Below are 21,660 nucleotides of genomic sequence, written 5' to 3'. Positions count from 1 at the left end.
ATACTTGGCGCATCGCCGAGTTACTGAACTACTTGCGGGGCGATTCACAAATCCTGCTAAAGCGTTCGCCGCACCCTCCTGGAGCGACGGCAACGCCGATCACAAGCAACCGGAGTTTAAAAGTGGCGAACGACTTTCTCTTCACGTCCGAATCTGTCTCTGAAGGGCACCCTGACAAGGTGGCCGACCAGATCTCGGACGCCATCCTGGACGCGATCTTCGAGCAGGACCCACGCAGCCGCGTGGCTGCCGAGACGCTGTGCAACACCGGCCTGGTGGTGCTCGCTGGCGAAATCACGACGAATGCGCACGTCGATTACATCCAGGTCGCGCGCGACACCATCAAGCGCATCGGCTACGACAACACCGAATACGGCATCGACTACAAGGGCTGTGCGGTGCTCGTCGCCTACGACAAGCAAAGCAACGACATCGCCCAGGGCGTGGACCACGCCTCCGACGACCACCTGAACACCGGTGCGGGCGACCAGGGCCTGATGTTCGGCTATGCCTGCGACGAGACGCCCGAGCTGATGCCCGCGCCGATCTACTACGCGCACCGGCTGGTGGAGCGCCAGGCCCAGTTGCGCAAGGACGGCCGCCTGCCCTTCCTGCGCCCTGACGCCAAGAGCCAGGTGACGATGCGCTACGTGGACGGCAAGCCGCACAGCATCGACACCGTCGTACTGTCCACCCAGCACGCGCCCGAGTACTCGCTCGGCGACCGCATGACGGACGAGTTCTACGAGGCCATCCGTGAAGAGCTGATCAAGCCGGTGCTGCCCAAGGCCTGGCTGACCGCCGACACCAAGTACCTGATCAACCCGACCGGCCGCTTCGTCATCGGCGGCCCGCAGGGCGACTGCGGCCTGACGGGCCGGAAGATCATCGTCGACACCTACGGCGGCGCCTGCCCGCACGGCGGTGGCGCCTTCTCGGGCAAGGACCCGTCCAAGGTCGACCGCTCCGCCGCCTATGCCGCGCGCTATGTCGCCAAGAACATCGTCGCCGCCGGCCTGGCGCGCCAGTGCCAGATCCAGGTCGCCTACGCCATCGGCGTGGCGCGCCCGATGAACGTGACGGTCTACACCGAAGGCACCGGCGTCATCCCCGACGACCAGATCGCGGCGCTCGTGCACGAGCATTTCGACCTGCGCCCCAAGGGCATCATCCAGATGCTGGACCTGCTGCGACCGATCTATTCCAAGACGGCGGCGTATGGGCACTTCGGCCGCGAAGAGCCCGAGTTCACGTGGGAACGCACCGACAAGGCCGCGGCCCTCAGGGCCGCAGCCGGCCTGTAAAGGCAGCCGCGCGTCGGCGACCCACCCAACACCGCCCCTCAGGGCGGTGTTTTTCCTTGGGCGGCTCCAAACACCCGCGGGCTAGAGTCAATGCACCGAGCGGGTGCGCCGTTTGCCGTGCCTGCCGTACCCCTTGGAGGCGGTGATGAACATGCAGTCGTTGCGGATTGGAACCCGTCTGGCGCTGGGCTTCGGCCTGGTGCTGGTGTTGCTGGCGATCGCCGTCGGGCTGAGCTACCGGCAGATGGCCACCGTCGGCCCGCACATCGACCTGTTGGTCGAGCTGCAGGAACGCCAGGACACTGCCCAGGACTGGCGCACGCAGACGCAGCTCAACGTCACGCGCACCGACGCGGTCGCCCGCGCCGGTGGCTCGGGGCCTGTGGCGGCGTTCTTCGCGCCCGTCATCACGGCGACCAGCGGCAACATCAACAAGCTGCAAGAAGCTCTGACCGAGGCCGAGGACACCGACAAGGGCAAGGAACTGCTGAAGGAGATTGCCGCGACCCGCAAGGTGTATGTGGACATTCGCAACGGCGTGAACGCACAGCTGAAGGCCGGCGAGACCGAGGCCGCGCTGGCGGCTCTCGAAGGCCAGATGCGACCCGCCTCCGAGGTCTATGTGAAGTCCATCAGCCGCATGGCCGACTACCAGGGCGAACGCGTGCGCGACGAAACCCGCGCGGTGCTGGAGGCGGCGCGCCGCACCCAGCTCGTCATGCTCGTGCTCGCCGCCGTCTGCCTGAGCCTCGGCGTGACCGCCGCCTGGCTGATCACGCGCTCCGTCGTGCGCCCGCTGCGCGCCGCCATCCACGAAGCCGGCGAAGTCGGCCAGGGCGACCTGTCGCGCGAGATCCGCGCCGTCGGCAGCGACGAGACGGCGCAGCTGATGCAGACGCTGGGCAGCATGCAGCAGTCGCTGCGCCACCTGGTGGGCTCGGTGCGCCACAACGCCGATGGCGTGGCCACCGCCAGCTCCGAAATCGCGCTGGGCAGCAACGACTTGTCGTCCCGCACCGAGCAGCAGGCCAGCGCCATCCAGGAGACGGCCGCGTCGATGGAGCAGCTGTCGGCCACCGTCAAGCTCAATGCCGACAACGCGGGCCAGGCCGACCAGCTCGCGCACGATGCCAGCGAGGTGGCGCGCAAGGGCGGCGAGGTCGTCGGCGAGGCGGTGCAGCGCATGCGTGGCATCGAGGAAAGCTCGCGCAAGATCGGCGACATCATCGGCACCATCGATGCCATCGCCTTCCAGACCAACATCCTGGCGTTGAATGCGGCCGTCGAGGCTGCACGGGCGGGCGAGCAAGGGCGCGGCTTCGCGGTCGTCGCTGGCGAGGTGCGCACGCTGGCGCAGCGCTCGGCCGCGGCGGCCAAGGAGATCAAGGGGCTGATCGGCGACAGTGTCGAGCGCGTCGAGCAAGGCGCCTCCCTCGTCAACCGCGCAGGCGAGACGATGGAACAGGTCGTCACCGCGATCGACCGCGTCGCGCAGATCGTGCGCGAGATCAGCGCCGCCAGCCGCGAGCAGAGCACCGGCGTCAGCCAGGTCGGCCAGGCCATCTCGCAGATGGACGAGGCCACGCAGCAGAACGCCGCCCTGGTCGAGGAAAGCGCCGCGGCGGCCGAGAGCCTGAAGCACCAGGCCGCGGAGCTGGTGCGGCTGGTGTCGACCTTCCGGGTCTAGCCGGCAGCCCCGCTCACTTGGCGAGCGCGCCGATCTCGGCAGCGCTCAGGGCCCCCACGTAGATGCGGAAGTCCTGCAGGCGGCCGTTGAACGCCGGATGCCCCCAGTTGCGCCCCAGGAAGGTCACCTGGTCACCCACCTGGCGCGGCGACAGCGTCATGGTGTCCGCATTCACCACCTCGATGCCATCGAGATAGAGCCGCCCCGTCGTGCCCTTCTGCGTGTACGCCACATGAACCCAGCGCCCCCTGGGGAGGGCAGCGGGCCCTTCCACAGCGCGCGTGTCGTTGTGGGTTGCCCCGGCGACCCCGAAACGCAGCCCACCACGGCCGGCCTGGGGCGCGATGTGGAGACTGGAGAAGGCATCCGTCCCGGCGAACAGGATGCAGGTGTCCCAGCGATACCCGTTGGCGTAGGCCCAGATGGACACCGTGAAGTCGTCCAGGTTGCTGAACAGCCCTGCCGGCAGTTGGATGCCCGCCGCCTTGCCATCGAACATGGGCGCCTGGTCCTTGTTGCGCCCTTCGCCCCAGGTCACACCGTCCAGCAGCTTGCCCTCCACGGCCGTCACGGTGCCATCCGGGTTCACCAGCGCGCCGACAGCGGCCGTGCCGGTCACGCCACCCAGCGGCATGCGGAAGCGCAGTTCGCCAGCGGCCGCGACTCGAACCGTGTTGGAGCCGGCACGCGGCGCGCCGGGGCCTTGTGCAAGCACCTGGTAGAACCAGGTGCCGTTGGACGGCGCATCGGTGTAGGTGAGCAGCTGGTCCGCCGCCACCGTGGCCACTGGCGTGAAGGGGCCCCTGGCCGAGCTGCTGCGTTGCACCACGTAGGAAGTCGCGCCCACGCTGCCCCACCACGACAGCAGCACGCGGCCGTCATTCAGATAACCCGTGAGGCCGGAGGGCGGCTTCATCGGCCCGGCATACGGCAGGCGGCGATGGATCAGCGTCGGCCACCAGATGTCGTCGCTGCTGCCGCCGTACTTCGCCTCGCAGTACGGCACCATGCGCGCGACGTTCGGTGCCGCGATACCCAGGCGATTGACGTAGTGGTTGAAGATCGGCTCCCAGCAGTTGCGCCCGTGCCCGGGGACGCCCTGGCTCACCTGCGTCCAGAAGCTGGGGTGCGGCTGGGTCGGGTTGTGCTCAGGCACGTACGGCATGGCGTAGGGCGTGCCGCTCTCGTCCTGCAGGTTGGTCCGCGCCACGTACTCGGCGGCGGAGAGGAAGCGGTTGTTGTACAGCCCGTAGAGGTCGTCGCCCTGGTTCCAGGCCATTTCCATCACGTCGCCGCCGAGCGACATGCCCAGCGTCGAGTGCCCCTGGTCCCGTCCGCTCTCCTCCCATTGCCCGAAGTGGCCCGGGTGCATGTAGTACACGCCGTGCAGCGCCGAGCCATTGCCGAAGTTCCGCAGCTTGCCGCGGTTGTTGGCGGCGTACGAATCGCAGGCTTGCCGGTACAGCTCGGCGTTGTCGCAGAAGATGCCGATGGCCATGGCGCCCACCATCGAAGCCATGTCCCAGTTGGCGTGGGAGCCGATCCGGCCCTCGCTGAGGAACCACGACGAGATGGGTGCGAACACCGTCATCAGCATGTCCTGGAAGCGCTTGAGCCTCTCCGGCGCCCAGCCGGGGTAGGTGCGCAGGATCTCGCCGATCTGCGCCAGCTGGTGGCCCTGCATGCCGGCCATCAGGATGAAGGTGTGGTCGTCTGGGGCTGTCGAACCCGGCGGGACGGTACCGACCACCTTCAGCGTGTCCGCCCAGGCGTCAAGGAACTCCGCCGCCTTGTCGGCATAGCGATCGTCGCCCGAGAGTTTCCAGCGCAATGCCAGGCTCCAGGCGCGCCAGATGTCGACGTACAGGTTGTTCTTGCTGCCATCCTGGCGGTAGACGCCCGCCAACGGGTAGGGCCTGGTTTCCAAGCCGCCGAATTTGTCGACGCACAGCTTGTTGTACCAATTCGTCCACGGTTGCTGGCCGGTCTTGATCAGTTCGCGGATGCGGGCGAAGTCCGGCTCCGTGACGAGCAGGCCGGGATGCTGGAAGACACCCGTGACGGACGCCGGCTGGCGCTGCGGGACCGCGGGTGCCGCAGCCGCGGTAGCCGTGGTAGCGGCGGCAGGCGGTATGACCGATGTTTCCGCCGCCGACACCACGGGCGAAGCAGCGAGGTCCGCCTGCGCAGTGGGGCCAGCGGCACCTGCCCCCCCGCCGCAGGCGGGCAACATGGGCAGCAGCGGGAACAAGCCCAGCCCCATGGACAGTGAGCGCCGAGCCGGGTTGATCGGCTCTTCGGATCCGGGAACTTGATGGGGTGGGGTCGACATGTTGGCGGCCTGCGGTGTTGCGGTGCGGTGCCGCACGGTAAACGCGCCGCGCCGATTGAACATGACCGCGGTCTGACCAGTTGCTTGGGCTGTGCATAACTGCACAACTCGAACTGAGCGTTACTTTCGATGCAAACTTTCACCGGCAGCCGTTGAACCCAGCCTGCCCGGCGCGGTACGCGCACTCAGCGCGTCGTCCAACACCTCCACCCAATGCCGCACCGGTTGCGCCGTGCCGCTTTGCAGGTGCTGGATGCAACCGACGTTGGCCGACACGATCTGCTCGGCCTGCAGCGGCGCCAGCGCGGCGAGCTTGCGGTCGCGCAACTGCTTGGACAGGGCCGGCTGCAGCACCGAGTAGGTGCCGGCCGAGCCGCAGCAGAGGTGACTCTCGGTGGTGGCGCAGCCGATGGTGAAACCGAGTTCACGGAACGCCCCTTCGACGCCGCCGCGCAGTTGCTGCCCATGCTGCAGCGTGCACGGCGGGTGGTAGGCCAGCGCGCCGGGCTTGGCCTTGAGCCGCGTCTTCAGCACCGGCACGAGCTCCGGCAGCAGTTCGCTGAGGTCGCGCGTCAGCTCGCTGATGCGGCGGGCCTTGTCGGCGTATTGCGGGTCGGCGCGCAGCGCGTGCGCATAGTCCTTGACCGTCACGCCGCAGCCCGAGGCGTTCATGACCAGGGCCTCGACGCGCTCGCCCGGCCCGGCCACCAGCGGCCACCAGGCGTCGACGTTGCGGCGCATGTCCGCCAGCGCGCCGTCGTGGTCGCCCAGGTGCTCGCGGATCGCACCGCAGCAGCCGGCCGCATCGGCGACGACGGTCTGGATGCCGGCGGCATCCAGCACCCGGGCCGTCGCCGAGTTGATGTTGGGCGCCAGCGCCGGCTGCACGCAGCCCAGCAGCAAGGCCACCTTGCGGTTGAGCTGGCGCGTCGGCCAGTCGTGCGCCGTGGCCGGCGGCTTTGGGGGCACCTTGTCCTGCAGCGCGGAGGGAACCAGGGGCCGCAGCGCCTGGCCCAGCTTCAGCGCCGGCTTGAACAGCGGCGATGTCAGGCCCTCCTTCAACAACCAGCGCGTGCGCTTCTCGCCGGCCGGCCGCGTGACCTGAGCGTCGACGGCGCGCCGGCCGATGTCCACCAGGCGGCCGTACTCGACGCCCGACGGGCAGGTCGTCTCGCAGTTGCGGCAGGTCAGGCAGCGGTCCAGGTGCAGCTGCGTCTCGCGCGTGGGCGCTGCGCCTTCCAGCACCTGCTTGATCAGGTAGATGCGGCCACGCGGGCCGTCCAGTTCGTCGCCCAGCAATTGGTAGGTCGGGCAGGTGGCCGTGCAGAAGCCGCAGTGCACGCAGCGCCGCAGGATGGCCTCGGCCTCGGTGCCGTCCGCGGTGCCGGCGAATTCGGGGGCGAGCGTGGTCTGCATCAGGTCGCGGCCAGGGCCTTGTTCACGATGTCCTGCGCCTCCTGCAGCAGTAGCTGCAGGTGGGCTTCGTCGCGGAAGCTTTCGGCGTAAACCTTGTAGATGTCCTCCGTGCCCGAGGGCCGCGCGGCGAACCAGCCGTTGGCGGTGGACACCTTGATGCCGCCGATGGCCGCGCCGTTGGCCGGCGCGGCACTGATGACGGCCTCCACCGCCTCGCCGGCCAGCGACGTGGCCTGCACATCGGCGGCGGTCAGCTTGGACAGCCGCGCCTTTTGCTCGCGGGTCGCGACACCGTCCACGCGGTCGGCGTAGGGCCTGCCGTGCGTGTCGGCCAGCGACTCGAAATACTGGCTAGGGTCCTTGCTTGTGCGCGCGGTGATCTCGGCGGACAACAGCGCAGCGGCGATGCCGTCCTTGTCGGTCGTCCACACACGGCCGTCGCGCTTCAGGAAGGACGCGCCCGCGCTCTCCTCGCAACCCAGACCCAGGCTGCCGTCCAGCAGCCCCGGCGAGAACCACTTGAAGCCCACCGGCGCGTCGAACAGCGGCCGCCCCAGGCCGCGCGCGATGCGGTCGATCAGCGCTGTCGTCACGACGGTCTTGCCGATGCCGGCGTTCGCGCTCCAGCCCGGCCGGTTGCGGAACAGATAGTCCACCGCGACGCTGAGGTAGTTGTTGGGCTGCATCAGCCCGCCGCTGGGCGTGACGATGCCGTGGCGGTCATGGTCGGTGTCGCAGGCGAAGGCCACGTCGAACTTGTCGCGCAGGGTCGTCAAGCGCCGCATCGCATAGGGCGAGGACGGGTCCATGCGGATCTTGCCGTCCCAGTCCAGCGACATGAAGGGGAAGCGCCCGTCCACCACGTCGCTGACGACCGTCAGCGGCAACTTGTAGCGTTCGGCGATGGCCGGCCAGTAGGCCACGCCCGCGCCGCCCAACGGGTCCACGCCCAGGCGGATGCCCGAGGCGCGGACGGCATCGAAGTCGATGACATGCTGCAGCAGCTCGACGTACTGCGCCAGGTAATCATGCTCGTGCGTCGTGCCCGCCGCCAGCGCGCTGTCGGCATCCAGGCGCCGCACGCCTTGCAGCAACTGCGCCAGATAGGCGTTCGCGTGCTTCTGGATGCCGGACGTGATGTCGCTGTCCGCCGGGCCACCATGCGGCGGGTTGTACTTGAAGCCGCCATCGCGCGGCGGGTTGTGCGAGGGCGTCACGACGATGCCGTCCGCCCGCGCGCTGCCCGTCCTGCCCTGGTTGTATTCGAGGATGGCCAGCGACACCGCCGGCGTGGGCGTGAACTGCCCTGCGGGCGCCAGCATCACGTCGACACCGTTGGCGGCCAGCACCTCCAGCGCACTCGTCACCGCCGGGGCGGACAACGCATGCGTGTCCGCGCCCAGGAACAGCGGGCCGGCGATGCCCTGCTGCTTGCGGTGGTCGACGATGGCCTGCGTGATGGCCAGCACATGCCACTCGTTGAACGAGCCATCCAGCGCCGAGCCGCGATGGCCGGAGGTGCCGAACGAGACCTGCTGCTCGGGGCTGCTCGGGTCGGGCTGGCGGGAGAAGTAGGCCTCCTGCAGCGCGTCGAGGTCGAGCAGCGAATCGGGAGGCGCCGGCTGGCCGGCCAGGGGGTGGAGTCGAGACGACATGTGAAGTCCTCAGAGATTCGGGTAGAGGCGGCCAGCGTTGAAGACGCCGTTCGGATCGAAGCTCGCCTTCAGCCGCCGGTGGATGGCCGCCAGCGGCGCGCTCAGCGGCGCGAACACGCCGCACGTCTTGTCCAGCGACCGGAACAGCGTTGCATGCCCGCCCACCGCCGCTGCGGCTTCGCGCAACGCCCGCGGCTCCATCGGCGTGACGACCCAGCGCTGCGCGCCACCCCATTCGATGAGTTGCTCGCCGTGCAACTTCAGCTCGGGCGTGGTGCTGGGCAGCGACAGGCGCCACAGCCGCGCGCCGCCCGCCACGGCACGCTGGGCGCCGATGAAGAACTCGTCGCCCTGGTCGCGCAGGCCGGTCCAGAACGGCGCTGCCAGGTCGGCGGGAATGAGGTCGCCGCCGAGCTTGCGCGTGGCCGCCTCGACGGCCGCCTGGGCGCCGGCCAGCCGCAGCAGCAGCGCGCCGTCCCACCAGGCGCTGGCCTCGATGGGCAGCGGCTCGCCGCCCCAGCGGTTCACGGCCATCAGCGCGGCGCTCTGGTCGAACTCGAAGCGCAGCGTCGCGGTGGCCGCGGGCAGTGGCAACACCTTGAGCGTGACCTCCGTGATGAGGCCCAGCATGCCCATCGAGCCGGCCAGCACGCGGCTGACGTCGAAGCCGGCGACGTTCTTCATCACCGTGCCGCCGAAGCTCAGCAACTCGCCCTGGCCGTTGATCATCACGGCGCCCAGCAGGTGGTCGCGCACGGAACCCAGCGCCGCGCGGCTGGGGCCGGACAGGCCGGCGGCCACCATGCCGCCCACGGTGCCGCGGCCACCGAAGCGCGGCGGCTCGAAGGCCAGGCGCTGGCGGTTGGCGGCCAGCGCGGTCTCGACGTCGGCCAGCGGCGTGCCGGCCAGCGCGCCGATGAACAGCTCGCTGGGCTCGTAGGCGGTGATGCCGGCCAGCGCCAGCGTGGACAGCGGCTCGCCGGTCGACACCTCGCCATAGAAGTCCTTGCTGCCGTGGCCGGTGATGCGCAGCGGCGTGCGCGACGCACCGCTCTGGCGAATGACGGATTGCAGTTCGGCCAGCTTCAAAACCGCTCCAACTCAGGAAAGGCCAACAGCCCGCGCTTCACATGCATGCGGCCGTACTCCGCGCAGCGGTGCAGCGTGGGGATCTGCTTGCCGGGGTTCAGCGTGCCGGCCGGGTCGAACGCGGCCTTGAGCTTGAGCATCTGCTCGCGCTCCTCGGCGCTGAACTGCACGCACATCGAGTTCAGCTTCTCGACGCCCACGCCGTGCTCGCCGGTCACCGTGCCGCCGAGCGCCACGCTGCGCTCCAGGATCTCGGCGCCGAACTGCTCGCAGCGGTGCAGCTGGTCGGGGTCGTTGGCGTCGAACAGGATCAGCGGGTGCAGGTTGCCGTCGCCGGCGTGGAAGACGTTGGCGCAGCGCAGGCCGTACTTCTTCTCCATCTGCTGGATGTCGAGCAGGATGGTGGCCAGGTGCTTGCGCGGGATGGTGGAGTCCATGCACATGTAGTCGGGGCTGATGCGGCCGGACGCGGGAAAGGCGTTCTTGCGGCCACTCCAGAACTTCAGGCGCTGGGCCTCGTCGGCGCTGACCTGCACATCCGTCGCGCCGCTGCCGCGCAGCACGGCCTCCATGCGTGCGATCTCCTCGGCGACCTCTTCCGGCGTGCCGTCGCTCTCGCACAGCAGGATGGCCTCGGCCGTGAGGTCGTAGCCGGCGTGCACGAAGTCCTCGACGGCCGCCGTCATCGGCTTGTCCATCATTTCCAGGCCCGCCGGGATGATGCCGGCGGCGATGATGGCCGCGACCGCGTCGCCGGCCTTGCGCACGTCGTCGAAGCTGGCCATCAGGCAGCGCGCCAGCCGCGGCTTGGGCACCAGCTTGACGGTGACCTCGGTGACGACGGCCAGCATGCCCTCGCTGCCGATCACCAGCGCCAGCAGGTCCAGGCCCGGCGCGTCCAGCGCCTCGCTGCCGAACTCCACCGCCTCGCCCTCGACGGTGAAGCCGCGCACGCGCAGCACGTTGTGCAGCGTGAGGCCGTACTTCAGGCAGTGCACGCCGCCGCTGTTCTCGGCGACGTTGCCGCCGATGGTGCAGGCGATCTGGCTGCTGGGGTCGGGCGCGTAGTACAGGCCCAGGGGTGCCGCGGCCTCGCTGATGGCGAGGTTGCGCACGCCGCACTGCACGCGCGCCGTGCGGGCCAGCGGGTCGACGGACAGGATGCGGTTGAACTTCGCCAAGGCAAGCGTGACGCCGAGCTCATGCGGCATCGCACCGCCCGACAGCCCCGTGCCGGCGCCGCGCGCGACCACCGGCACACCCAGGGCGTGGCAGGCCTTGAGCACGGCAGCGACCTCGCCTTCGGTCTCGGGCAGCACCACGGCCAGCGGGCGCTGGCGGTAGGCGGTCAGGCCGTCGCATTCATAAGGCGTCGTCTGCTCGGACTGGTGCAGCAGCGCATGCGGCGGCAGCAGGGGTGAGAGGGCTGCCACCAGTTGCCGCAGGCGGGCGCCGCCGGGGACGCCAGGGTCTTCGATGGAGGCGTTCATCGCGGCCTGTCCAGGGTCTCGTTCAAAGCCGGCCAACTGTAGCCGGCAGCGCCTCGTCAATGGACCAGCCAGGTAAAGGGCGGCACGTAGGCCTGCAGCGTGACGAAGAGGCCCACCAGGCAGGCCAGCGCCACCGAATGGAAGAACACGTAGCGCAGGATGGGGCCCTCCCCGTTGTGCCAGCGCGTGGCAGTGGACGCGACGACGATGGACTGCGCGTCGATCATCTTGCCCATCACGCCGCCCGAGCTGTTGGCCGCCCCCATCAGGTTGGGGTTGAGGCCCAGCTGTTCGGCCGCCACCTTCTGCATGCCGCCGAAGAGCACGTTGCTCGCCGTGTCCGAGCCGGTCATCGCCACGCCCAGCCAGCCCATCAGCGTGCCGAAGAAGGGGTAGAACATGCCGGTGTTGGCGAATGCCAGGCCCAGCGTCGTGTCCAGGCCGCTGTAGCGGGTCAACGTGCCCAGGGCCAGCATCAGCACGATGGTCAGCAGCGACATGCGCACCAGCCACACCGTCTGGCCGAAGCAGCGCAGCAGCCCGCCGAAGCGGTAGCCCATCACCAGCCCGCCCACGACGGCCGCCAGCAGGATGCCCGTGCCGGTCGCCGACAGCAGGCCGAAGACGTACTCGGCCGCCTCGGTGGTGGGCGTGGGCACCACGGGCGCGATCTTCTGCACCAGCTTGTGCAGGCCTTCGATGGGGAACTTGGGCGCGAACACGCCGTTGAGCGCCGCCTTGGTGGCGGGCAGCCCCCAGACGAAGACGAACACGGTCAGGATGAGCCAGGGCGTCCAGGCCTTGATGACGGCCGCGCGCGGGTGCACCTGCGGCGCCTGGGCGGGCTTGGCCGCGCCGCCGTCCTGCTCATGGTTCTTCAGCGACACCGAGGTCCAGATGCGGCGCGGCTGCCAGACGCGCAGGAAGCCGACCAGCGCCACCATGGAGCACATGGCCGCGATGACGTCCACCAGTTCCGGCCCGATGAAGTTGCTGACCAGGTACTGCGGGATGGCGAAGGACAGGCCCGTCACGAGGATGGCCGGCCAGATCTCCCACATCGCCTTGCGGCCGGCGAAGGCCCAGATCAGCCAGAACGGCACCAGCAGCGAGAAGAACGGCAACTGGCGGCCGATCATGCCGGACACCGCCATGAGGTCGTAGCCATGCACCTTGGCCAGCGTGATGACCGGCGTGCCCAGCGCGCCGTAAGCGACCGGCGCCGTGTTGGCGATGAGCGAAAGCCCCGACGCCGCCAGCGGCGAGAAGCCCAGGCCGATCAGGATGGCGGCGGTCACCGCCACGGGCGTGCCGAAGCCGGCAGCGCCCTCGAAGAAGGCGCCGAAGGCGAAGGCGATCAGCAGCAGTTGCAGCCGGCGGTCCTCGGTGATGCCGGCGATGGAGTCCTGCAGCACCTTGAAGCTGCCGTTCTTCTCGGTCAGCTGGTGCAGGAAGATGATGTTCAGGACGATCCATCCGATGGGCAGCAGGCCGGTCAGCCCGCCCAGCAGCGCTGCACGGCCCGCCATGCCGGCCGGCATGCCGAACGCGAACACCGCGATGCCGAAAGCGGCCAGCAGGCCGGCCGCGGCCGCCAGGTGGGCCTTGAGGTGAAAGACACCCAGACCGAGCAGCATGACCACCACGGGCACGGCGGCCACGGCAGTGCTGAGCAGCATGTTGTCGAACGGGTTGTAGACCTGTTGCCAGACCATCGTCGTCTCCAGTTTTTGAATGTTTTGGCCTGCCCGTGAAGGCGGGAACTGGGCGCGATGGTCGTGGCGCCGGTCTGCATGCGGCGTGAATCCTGGTGGACTGTCGCGTGAAGAAATTTCAACCGGCGCAGCCGACACAGGGTTGCCCCCGGCGCGCATCCACAGGGGCCGTCAGCGCCGGGTCAGAAGGGCCGGCGAGTCACGCGAGCGCGCGCGTCAACCACTCGACGAACGCCGCGCACTCCCAGCGCTCGAGCGCCCCCGGCTTCCAGCACAGGTAATGATGGAAGCTCGACGCCACCGTGCGCGGCGATAGGCGCACCAGGCGCCCTGAGTCCAGCCACGACGCACCCAGCTTCATGCGCATCAGCGCCACGCCGAAGCCCGCCGCCGCGGCGTCCAGCACCAGGCCCAGGTCATTGAACTGCGAGCCGACGCGCGGCTCGTCCAGGTGCAGGCCGTGGGCCTCGAACCAGGTGCTCCAGGGCGCCAGCGGGCTGCGGATCAGGTGCACGCGGCGGATGTCGGCCACGCTGTCGAAGCCATCGAACGGCCCGTGCTCGTGCAGATAGTCGGGGCTGCAGACCGGCGTCAGCTCGTCGGTCAGCACGCGCCGGCTCTCCAGCCCCGGATACTCGCCGGTGCCGAAGCGGATCTCCAGGTCGGCCTCCTCCGACTTGAGGTCGCTCAGCGGGATGCCCACCTGCATGACCAGCTCGATCTCGGGGTTGGCGTGACGGAACAGCGCCAGGCGCGGCAGCAGGATCTGGCGCGAAAAGGTGGGCGTGACGGCCAGGCGCAGCCGCGCGACATGGCTGCGCGGGCCGTCTGCGCCGGGGATCTTCTGCAGCGCTGCCAGCCCCTGGCGCACCAGGGGCAGGTAGGCCTGGCTCTCGTCGCTCGGCGCGAAATCGCGGCAGAAAAGCTTGAAGCCGAGCTGCGACTCCAGCTGGCGGATGCGGTGGCTGACGGCGCTGGGCGTGACGGCCAGCTCCTCGGCGGCGGCGCTGACACTGCGCAGCCGTGCCACTGCCTCGAAGGCCTGCAGGCACTGGATGGGCGGGATGCGCGGCGGCGCCATGCGTGATCCTGCGGCGCCCTCAGCGGCCGGCGCGGGCGGTCACCCTCCGGCCTTGCGGCCGGCCCTGGGCGCCGTCTTGGTCGCCGCCTTGGGCCTGGCCGCCTTCTTGGGCGTGGTGGCCGGCTTGGGAGTGGCGCCAGCGGCCAGGCCCTTGGCCACGCCGCCCACCACCGCGCCGGGCATGCTGGCCGCGCGCTTGAGCGTGTCGCTGGCGGCGTCGAAGCTCTGCTTGACCAGCGTGCCGGCGAGGTTCTTGGCCGCGTCGGTGGCGGTGTCCTTCATGGCCGAGGTGGCCAGCTGCGTGAACTGCTGGCTCAGCGCCGTCCACCACTGCGTCGGGTCGACGACGGCGGCCGGGTTGGCGGCCGCGGCCTTGGCGGCATCGCCGGTGGCCTTCACGGCCTTGGTGGCCGCGGAGGCCGTCTTGGTGGCCGTCTTCACCGCGGTGCTGGCGGCGGCCTGCGCCACCGGTGCGGCGGCGGCCATGATCTCGGGCGGCATCGCGGGCCAGGCCGGCGCCTCCGGCAGCTTGAGGCTGTCGCGCAGCTGGGCCAGCGGGACGTTCATGGTCTGCAGCGTCGACAGCGTCATGCGCTGCACCTCCAGCGCCTGGATGGTGGCGCCCAGCATGCGCGCGTTCTGCTCCAGCCAGAACTGCACGGTGCGCAACTCCTCGATGCGCTTGCTCAGTTCCTCCGGATTCAGCGTCGGTGCCACCCACTGGCCGATGCCCGGCAGCGCCGAGCCGGCGTTCTTGACGAGGCCTTGCAGGAATTCGAAACCGGGCACGAACTTGGTGAAGCTGTTGTCGGTCATGACGTCTCCTCGTCGTTGAGTGCCGCGATGCTACTTCGCGGGGTGCACGGCCTCGACGGTGAAACCCCGCTGGGCCAGCAGCCGGGGCAGCGCCTCGGGCCCGCTCATGTGCAACGCGCCGACGGCCACCAGCAGGCGCTGGCCGGCGCCGTGCAGCGCGTCGATGCGGGCGGCGAGCTGCACGTTGCGGTCGTCGTTGACGCGCTTGAGCCAGGCGCGCTCGGCCGGGCTGTCGGCGCAGCCGCACCAGCGCGGGTAGGCGCCCAGCGTCTTCAGGTCGCCGCGCGACCAGGCCCCGGCCAGCTTGCGCAGCGGCACGCGCATGCGCCCGCGCTGCAACTGGCGCAGCGAGCCGTCGACGACGGCGGGCAGCTCGGCGTCGGTGGGCTCCAGCGCCGCCAGCTGCTCCTGCACGCTCTCCAGCGACTGCACCGGCCGGCCCTCGGCTTTGGCGCGGGCCATCAGCATCAGGTCCTGGCCGAACAGCACGTCGAAGCCGTCGCGGCGCGCCTCCATCAGCATCAGCGTGCTGACCTGCAGCATCGCCGGCAGCGTGCTCAGCGCGCCGGCGGGCAGGCAGGCCGCGCGCGCCTGGGCGTCGATGCGCCTGGCCATCGCCGCGGGCAGCGGCTCGGCCTGCTGCATCGCCGCCAGTGTGGGGCCGACGTCGGCCGGGTCGAGCTCCACGGCCAGCACCTCGGTTTCGCTCCAGGCCTTGCGCAGCGCCGGGCCGGGGTAGGCCCAGTCGGGCTTGCCGACATGCAGGCTGCCGAACAGGTAGCTGCTGTGGCCGCCGCGGCTGATGCGCCACAGCGGGCCGCGGTCCGGCGCCTGGGCGGCCCAGGCGGCGGCCTGGTCGGTGGTGGGCTGCGCCGGCGCTGGCGGGCAGGCGGCGTAGGCGCTGCCGGCAAGCAGCGCGGACAGGACGAGGGCGCGGATCATTCTTTGGGCTCGATGCGGAGTTCGCCAGGTTTCTGGCTGAAGTGAAGGCGCCCCAGCACGTCCATGCCGAGCAGCGGCGCGCCGAGGTTGGGCAGCACGGTGACGGCCAGGCGGTCGGCGCTGACGCCGCCTTGCAGCGAGATGTCGGCCCGCGCGGCAAAGCCGTGCACGGCGCCGGCGGCCGTGTGGGTGCGCACGGCGCCCAGCGGCTTGAGGCCGGCGCGTTCGGCCAGCGCCTGCGGCAGCGCGGTGGACGTGGCGCCGGTGTCGACGAGGAAGTCCACCTCGATGTCGCCCACCCGGCCCGGCCAGTGGAAATGCCCGTCGTCCGCGCGCATCAGCACGATGGACTGGCCGGCGAGCTTGAAGCGGCTGGCCTCGCGCTCGCGCTCCCACGCCTTGAAGCCGAGGAAGACGACCAGGCCGACCAGCAGCCAGATGGTCAACAGCTTGATGGTGTGAGGCAGCTCGGGGTGGGACACGAACGCAGAGGGCGAGGGTTTGCTTGAGGGCCGACGATAACCGCGCGGCACAGAATCACCACCATGAAGCTGCTGACCGCGCCACGCCTCGCCGGTTTCGCGATGCGGCGCACAGTCCGCAACTGAGCGCGCGGCGCTGGCGGGCATCCGGATTGCCGGGCCTGCGCAAGCCCAGGCTCCCCCAACCCATGCCACTGTTGCTCAAGCGCACCGCCGCCGTTTTCTCCCTGGCAGTTCTGCTGGCCCTCATCGGCTGCTCCAGCCTGACGCTCGCCTACAACCAGCTGCCGCTGCTGGCCGGTCTCTGGGCCGACCGCTACCTCGACCTGGACAGCGGCCAGGAAAGGCGCCTCAAGGAGAAGCTGCAGGCCTGGCAGGCCTGGCACCGCCGCGAGGAGCTGCCACAGTGGCTGGCCCTGGTGCGCCAGGCGCAGGCGGCGCTGGACGACGGTGTGACGCAGGACGAGTTGCTGGCGCTGGAGCGTGGCGCCCGTGCCAGCGTGGAGCGCAGCCTGCAGCACGCCGCACCGCTGGCCGCGCCGCTGCTGGCCGAGCTCAAGCCCGAGCAGTGGCAGCACCTGCAGAAAAAGATGGACGAGAAGACCGAGGAATGGCGCGAGAAAAATGCCGGCCGCGGCGGCCCGGACGAACGCGCCAAGCGCTACACGAACAACCTGCAGCGCTGGCTCGGCGACCTGGACCGCCCGGCGCGCAGGCAGGCCCGCGCCGACGCCGAGGGCTGGCACTTCGACCTGCCGACCATGGCCCAGGCCCGCGCCGCGCGCCAGGCGCGCACGTTGGAGGCCCTGCGTGCCTGGTCGCGCCAGGACCTGGCCGGCGGCACCGGCCTGCTGATGCGCAACCTGCAGCCGCTGCCGGCCGAGCAGCCCTACCGCGACCAGGTCATGGCCAGCCTGGTCAAGCTGCTGAACAGCCTCACGCCCGAGCAGCGCCGGCAGGTGCACCAGCATTGGAGCCAATGGGAGGCCGAGCTGCGCAGCCTGCAACAGGGCTGACGGCGCGCCGCTGCTGACAGCGGCCGACAGGGCCCGCCGCAACACCGCGCGGCATGGAAAGCGCCCCACGGGCCGCCGGCGCGTGCGCGGCTGGCGCTGAGCCGGCCCGCCGTCAGGCGCGCAGCGCAGCCACCGGCGCCAGCCGCGCCGCACGCCGCGCCGGCATCCAGACGGCCAGTTGGCCCAGCAGCCACAGCGCCAACGCGCCGGCGGGCAGGTAGGCCCAGGGCAGGCGCGGCAGCTCGTAGCTCTGCATCAGGAGCTGGCTCAGCGCAATCGCGCCGCCCAGGCCGATGACCACGCCGGTGGTCGTCAGCAGCAGGTTCTCGATCTGGAAGTAGCGCAGGATCTGACGCTCGGTGGCGCCCAAAGCGCGCCGCGTGCCGATCATGCGGGTGCGCTGCTGCACCCAGAAGCTCGCCAGCCCGACGATGCCCATGGCCGTGACCAGCAGCAGCGCCACGCAGACACCGCCCATCAGCCACGCCATCGCACGGTCCTGGGCGTAGAACTCGGCGCGCATTTCGGTCAGCGGCCGACCCTGGGTGACGACGCGGCCCTTGTCGCCGGCTTCCAGCACGGCGGTCGCGGCCTTGATCTGCGCGTCGCGCTGGGCGGGGTCGACGCGCAGCACGTAGTTGCCGCCGCCGCGCAGCGGGAAGATCATGGCCGCGCCGCCCTCGCTGCGCGCGCGGTGCAGCTGCGGGTGCGTCAGTGTCTCCACCACGCCGACGATGGTCGACGGCGCGCTGCCGAAGACATAGATGACCTGTCCCAGCGCCGAGCGGCCGGCGAAGAGCTTGTCGGCGAGCACCTTGTTGACGATGACCTGCGGAATGCTCGGCTGCGGCACGCTGAAGACCTGGAAGCTGTCCAGCACCTCGTCGGGCGTGAAGTTGCGCCCTTCCAGCAGCTTGAGCCCGTAGGTGGGCAGCAGCTGGTCGTCGGCCGCGTACTGCGACGCGACGATGCGCAGGCCCTTGCTGTCGGGCTCCAGCGTCACGCCGCTGTTGTTGCTGTTGTTGCCGTAGACGATCTGGTTGGACGACGTCGCGGCCTTCACGCCCGGCAGTGCACGCAGCCGCGCCATGTCCTCGGCCACGATGCCGGCGGTGCGTTCGCGCGGCGGCGGCTTGCTGTCCCGCAGGTTGAGCACGACGAGCTCCGACTCGGCCAGGCCGCTGTCGGCGTTGAGCGCCTGGACGCGCGTCTGGATGAGGTGCAGCGCGTTGGTGACGATGGCGCAGGTCAGCGCCACCTCCAGCACGATGAGGCCCGCCGCAATCCGGTGGCGGCGCAAGGTGGAGAGGATGGGGGCGAGGTCTTTCATCATTGCACCTTGAGCTGAACCGCCGGCGTGACGAGGGCCGCGCGCCAGGCCGGCAGCAGGCCGGCGATGAGGCTGGCCAGCAGGGCCAGCCCCAGCGTGAGGGCCAGCATCGGGGCGTCCAGCTCGGCCAGGCGGGCGTAGTCGTTGGGGCTCTGGCGCACCAGCCACAGCCCGCCCTGCGCGAACAACAGGCCCAGCAGGGCGCCGGCCAGGCCCAGCACGCCGGCCTCGACGACGAACTGCCGGAAGATGTCGCCGCGCGTGGCGCCCAAGGCGCGGCGCACGCCGATCTCGCCGCTGCGGCGCAGCGTCTTGGCCAGCAGCAGGCCCACCATGTTGACGATGCAGACGGCCAGGAAGCCGAAGGCCAGCCAGGTCTGCAACCGCACGTCGGCCGGCAGCACCTTCTGCGCGTCCAGCCACTGCATGACGTTGCGCAAGCGCACGTTGGTGGGGCGCTCGAAGCGGCCGGCCTTGCGCTGGGCCTCGGAGTAGGCGACCAGGTAGTCGCGGTAGGCCGCGGCGTCCTCCGGCCGGGCGAATTCCACCCAGTACTGCACCCAGGCGCAGGCCGCGTTCAGGTCGTACGAGCTGCCGCCCGCGGCGCCGCGCGCCCAGCAGTCGGTGTTGCCCCAATGGCCCATCTTCATGGCCATGGCGGTGGAGAACGGCAGGAAGAAGTCCTCCGTCTCGATGTAGCTGCCGAGCGTCAGGTCCCAGAAATGCGGCTTGACGTGCCAGGGCTTGAGCACGCCGATCACGCGCAGCGGCTGGCCGCGCACGATGATCTCCTTGCCCACGCTGTTGGCGCCGCCGAAGAGCTTCTCGTTCAACGCTGCGGAGATGACCGCCACGCGCGCCTCGGCTTCGTCGTCGGCCGCACTCCAGCCGCCGCCGTGCTGCCAGGGCGCGTCGAACATCGCGAAGAAATCGGCCGTCGTGTAGCGCGTGCTGGAAAAGACCGGCTTGGTCTGCGCATCCGGCAGCGACACGGCCGTGTTGAAGCCGCTGGACATGGCCTGGCGCAGTGCCTTCCTGTCACGCAGCAGCGCCGTGGCGTCGAAGCGGGTCAGGTCGAAGGTGGGCTCGTCGCCGGCCCGCCAGCCGACCATGTCGGACGCATCCAGCTGCACATTGAACAGGCGCGTGCTCTTGTGCGGGATCGGGTCGCCCGACAGCACGTGGTAGACGGTCAGCGTCGTCATGCAGGCACCGATGCCCAGTGCCAGCGCCAGCACCATCAGCGCGCTGAGTCCCTTGGCGGCGAGGATGTTGCGCCAGGCGAGTTCGAGGTAGTGAAGGAACATCAGCGGTTCTCCAAGAGGGCGTTGACGGCGGCGAGTTCAGCGTCGCCGAGCGAGCCGGCGGCCTGGTTCAGCGCCAGCAGCGCCAGCACGTGGCGGTGGCGGGCCTGGGTCTGTGCGTTCTGCGCGCCGGCCAGGGTCTGGATGGCGAGCAGCAGGTCGGTGGTGCTGCGCGTGCCCAGCGTCAGGCCGGTGCGCGTGGCCTCCAGCGCACGCTCGGCGGCCTCCACGGCCGCCTGCGCGGCGCGCAGTTGCACGGCGCCCTGGCCCACGGCCAGGTGCTGCGCGCGCACTTCGCGCAGCACGGCGCGCCGGCCGGCTTCGAGCTGCTCGCGCGCGGCATCACGCTGGAAGCCCGCGCGGTCGGCCGCGGCAGCCGTGGCGCCGCCGGCAAACAGCGGCACGGTCAGGCGCAGCGCGACCTGCGTGGGCGTGCGGCCGGCGTCCAGCGCGGGCACGCCGTCGCCGCGTTGGCGCGTCGTGTCCACGCCCACGCTCAAGCGAGGCAGGTGTCCGGCGCGCGCCGCCGAGATGCGCTGCTCGCCGGCCTGCACGTCCAGTTGCAGCGCGCGCAATTCGGGGTTGGCCTGCAGCGCCCGCTGGGCCCAGGCCTCGGCGTCATCGGGCAGCGGCTGGGCCGCCAGCGCGCGGCGCAGTGGCTGCAGCGCGGGGGCCGGCGCGCCGGTCAGCTGGGCCAGCGCCTCGCGGGCGTCGGCCAGGTTCAGCTCGGCCGCCAGCGTGTTGCTGCGCGCCAGCTCGCGGTAGGCGCGCGACTGGTCGGCCTCGACCTGCGCCGACAGCCCGGCCTTGAAGCGCGTCTCGGCCTCGCTGACCTGGCGGGCGAACGCCTCCTCGTTGGCGCGCGCCGTGGCCAGCTGGGCCTCGGCGGACAGCAGCCCGAAATAGGCTTCGGCCACGCGCGCGCGGGCGGCCTGCTCGGCGGCTGCCAGGCGCGCGGCCTGTGCCGAGGCCTGGCTGCGGCTGGCGTCCCATTCGCGCAGCGCGGCGAGGTCGACGAGGGGCTGGCTGATGCTGCTCGTGGTGGTGTGCCAGCGCGCGCCGCCGCTCTCGCGCAGCTCGCTGCTCTGCACGCTCCATTGCGGCAGCAGCGCCGCGCGCGCCTCGCGGGCCGATGCGTCCTGCGCGCCGCTGAATGCGGCGGCCTGGCGCAGCAGCGGGTCGGCCGCGCGCGCCTGGGCCCAGACCTGCAGCAGGTCATCGGCACGGGCCGTGGCGGCCACGAGCAACGCGAGAACGAGGATCAGTCGCCGCATGGGATCAAGCGGCCAGCTCGGCCGCGAGGTCGACGACCTGGCCGTCGATGACGTGCACGTTGCGCTGCGCGCGCGCGGCGAGCTGCGGGTCGTGCGTGACCATGACGATGGTGGCGCCGTCGCGGTGCAGTTCTTCGAGCAGCTCCATGACGCTGCGCGCCATCGCGCTGTCGAGGTTGCCGGTGGGCTCGTCGGCCAGCAGCAGGCGCGGCTCGCCGGCCAGCGCGCGGGCGATGGCCACGCGCTGCTGCTGGCCGCCCGACAGCTCGGCGGGATAGTGCCGGCCGCGGGCCGACAGGCCCACGCGGGCCAGCGCATCGGCGGCGCGCTTCTTGCGCTCGGCACCGCCGAAACCGCGGTAGCGCAGCGGCACCTCGATGTTGTCGAGCACGTTCAGGTCGGGGATCAGGTTGAACGCCTGAAAGATGAAACCGATCTTCTGGTTGCGGATGCGCGAGCGTTCGTTGTCGCCCATGCGGCTCACGTCGATGCCGTCGAGCTTGTAGCTGCCGGCACTGAAGGCCTCCAGCAGGCCGGCGATGGTGAGGAAGGTCGTCTTGCCGGAGCCGGACGGCCCGGTCACGGCGACGAATTCGCCCTCGTTTACCGTGAGGTTGAAGTCGCGCAGGGCGTAGGTCTCGACCATTTCGGTGCGATAGACCTTCTGCAGTTTTTCCATCTGGAGCATGGTGGGTGTCCTGTTCACTCGGATTGGCGGTTAGCTTTG

Annotated in this window: 17 protein-coding genes; 3 read left to right on the top strand and 14 right to left on the bottom strand. The window is 70.4% G+C overall.

Annotated elements, in window-relative coordinates:
• Positions 1 to 122 precede the first annotated feature (122 nt).
• Both metK and ASD35_RS28355 read left to right on the top strand, forming a co-directional pair.
• Complete coding sequence (metK, locus tag ASD35_RS02535; protein WP_056873319.1) at positions 123 to 1,304, top strand: methionine adenosyltransferase; 1,182 nt, start codon at positions 123 to 125, stop codon at positions 1,302 to 1,304.
• A gap of 145 nt (positions 1,305 to 1,449) precedes the next feature.
• Positions 1,450 to 2,991, top strand: coding sequence for a methyl-accepting chemotaxis protein (locus tag ASD35_RS28355; RefSeq protein WP_056873318.1), 1,542 nt, complete (start codon positions 1,450 to 1,452; stop codon positions 2,989 to 2,991).
• 13 nt (positions 2,992 to 3,004) lie between these two features.
• Here ASD35_RS28355 and ASD35_RS02525 read toward each other — a convergent pair whose 3' ends face one another.
• From ASD35_RS02525 to ASD35_RS02480, 10 genes are all read right to left on the bottom strand, one after another.
• A complete protein-coding gene (locus ASD35_RS02525; protein WP_235538210.1) occupies positions 3,005 to 5,149 on the bottom strand; it encodes a LamG-like jellyroll fold domain-containing protein in 2,145 nt (714 codons plus the stop codon).
• Between the two features lie 294 nt (positions 5,150 to 5,443).
• Positions 5,444 to 6,739: a glycolate oxidase subunit GlcF gene (gene glcF / locus ASD35_RS02520; RefSeq protein ID WP_056873317.1), complete on the bottom strand. Its 1,296-nt coding sequence runs from the start codon at positions 6,737 to 6,739 to the stop codon at positions 5,444 to 5,446.
• Positions 6,739 to 8,394: a phosphoglucomutase (alpha-D-glucose-1,6-bisphosphate-dependent) gene (gene pgm, locus ASD35_RS02515; protein WP_056873316.1), complete on the bottom strand. Its 1,656-nt coding sequence runs from the start codon at positions 8,392 to 8,394 to the stop codon at positions 6,739 to 6,741. Before pgm ends, glcF begins: the two co-directional genes overlap by 1 nt.
• A 9-nt stretch (positions 8,395 to 8,403) precedes the next feature.
• Entirely contained in the window at positions 8,404 to 9,483 is a 1,080-nt protein-coding gene (gene glcE / locus ASD35_RS02510; protein ID WP_056873315.1) for a glycolate oxidase subunit GlcE, read from the bottom strand.
• Positions 9,480 to 10,973, bottom strand: a complete 1,494-nt coding sequence (locus tag ASD35_RS02505) for an FAD-linked oxidase C-terminal domain-containing protein (RefSeq protein WP_056873314.1) — start codon at positions 10,971 to 10,973, stop codon at positions 9,480 to 9,482. Before ASD35_RS02505 ends, glcE begins: the two co-directional genes overlap by 4 nt.
• A gap of 56 nt (positions 10,974 to 11,029) precedes the next feature.
• The gene (locus tag ASD35_RS02500; protein WP_056873313.1) at positions 11,030 to 12,688 is read right to left on the bottom strand and encodes an L-lactate permease; all 1,659 of its coding nucleotides are present in this window, start codon (positions 12,686 to 12,688) and stop codon (positions 11,030 to 11,032) included.
• A 199-nt stretch (positions 12,689 to 12,887) separates the two neighbouring features.
• Positions 12,888 to 13,769, bottom strand: coding sequence for a LysR substrate-binding domain-containing protein (locus tag ASD35_RS02495; RefSeq protein ID WP_056873312.1), 882 nt, complete (start codon positions 13,767 to 13,769; stop codon positions 12,888 to 12,890).
• 39 nt (positions 13,770 to 13,808) lie between these two features.
• Positions 13,809 to 14,585 carry a PhaM family polyhydroxyalkanoate granule multifunctional regulatory protein gene (locus ASD35_RS02490; RefSeq protein WP_056873311.1) on the bottom strand — a complete coding sequence of 259 codons (777 nt, stop codon included), beginning with the start codon at positions 14,583 to 14,585 and terminating at the stop codon, positions 13,809 to 13,811.
• A 30-nt stretch (positions 14,586 to 14,615) separates the two neighbouring features.
• On the bottom strand, positions 14,616 to 15,527 hold the full coding sequence (locus ASD35_RS02485; protein WP_056873310.1) for a TraB/GumN family protein: 912 nt from the start codon (positions 15,525 to 15,527) through the stop codon (positions 14,616 to 14,618).
• The gene (locus tag ASD35_RS02480; RefSeq protein WP_056873309.1) at positions 15,524 to 16,009 is read right to left on the bottom strand and encodes a TIGR02281 family clan AA aspartic protease; all 486 of its coding nucleotides are present in this window, start codon (positions 16,007 to 16,009) and stop codon (positions 15,524 to 15,526) included. Before ASD35_RS02480 ends, ASD35_RS02485 begins: the two co-directional genes overlap by 4 nt.
• A gap of 188 nt (positions 16,010 to 16,197) precedes the next feature.
• Between ASD35_RS02480 and ASD35_RS02475 the strand changes: the two genes are divergently transcribed.
• Positions 16,198 to 17,025 (top strand): DUF6279 family lipoprotein, encoded by an 828-nt coding sequence (locus ASD35_RS02475; RefSeq protein WP_056873308.1) that lies wholly within the window; start codon positions 16,198 to 16,200, stop codon positions 17,023 to 17,025.
• A 112-nt stretch (positions 17,026 to 17,137) separates the two neighbouring features.
• On the opposite strand, the gene ASD35_RS02470 is transcribed toward ASD35_RS02475, so the two are convergent.
• Genes ASD35_RS02470 through ASD35_RS02455 form a run of 4 tightly spaced genes read right to left on the bottom strand, consistent with a single transcriptional unit; the run spans position 17,138 to position 21,621 of the window.
• The gene (locus ASD35_RS02470; protein WP_056873307.1) at positions 17,138 to 18,355 is read right to left on the bottom strand and encodes an ABC transporter permease; all 1,218 of its coding nucleotides are present in this window, start codon (positions 18,353 to 18,355) and stop codon (positions 17,138 to 17,140) included.
• Entirely contained in the window at positions 18,355 to 19,662 is a 1,308-nt protein-coding gene (locus ASD35_RS02465) for an ABC transporter permease (protein WP_056873306.1), read from the bottom strand. The genes ASD35_RS02470 and ASD35_RS02465 overlap by 1 nt, the downstream gene beginning before the upstream one ends.
• The gene (locus ASD35_RS02460) at positions 19,662 to 20,933 is read right to left on the bottom strand and encodes a TolC family outer membrane protein (protein WP_082579825.1); all 1,272 of its coding nucleotides are present in this window, start codon (positions 20,931 to 20,933) and stop codon (positions 19,662 to 19,664) included. Before ASD35_RS02460 ends, ASD35_RS02465 begins: the two co-directional genes overlap by 1 nt.
• 4 nt (positions 20,934 to 20,937) lie before the next feature.
• Positions 20,938 to 21,621 (bottom strand): ABC transporter ATP-binding protein, encoded by a 684-nt coding sequence (locus tag ASD35_RS02455; protein WP_056873304.1) that lies wholly within the window; start codon positions 21,619 to 21,621, stop codon positions 20,938 to 20,940.
• Positions 21,622 to 21,660: the final 39 nt, after the last annotated feature.

Source organism: Pelomonas sp. Root1444 (assembly GCF_001426885.1).
In the GTDB taxonomy this organism is placed as follows: Bacteria; Pseudomonadota; Gammaproteobacteria; order Burkholderiales; family Burkholderiaceae_C; genus Pelomonas.
This window is presented reverse-complemented; position numbering and strand designations above follow the sequence as displayed.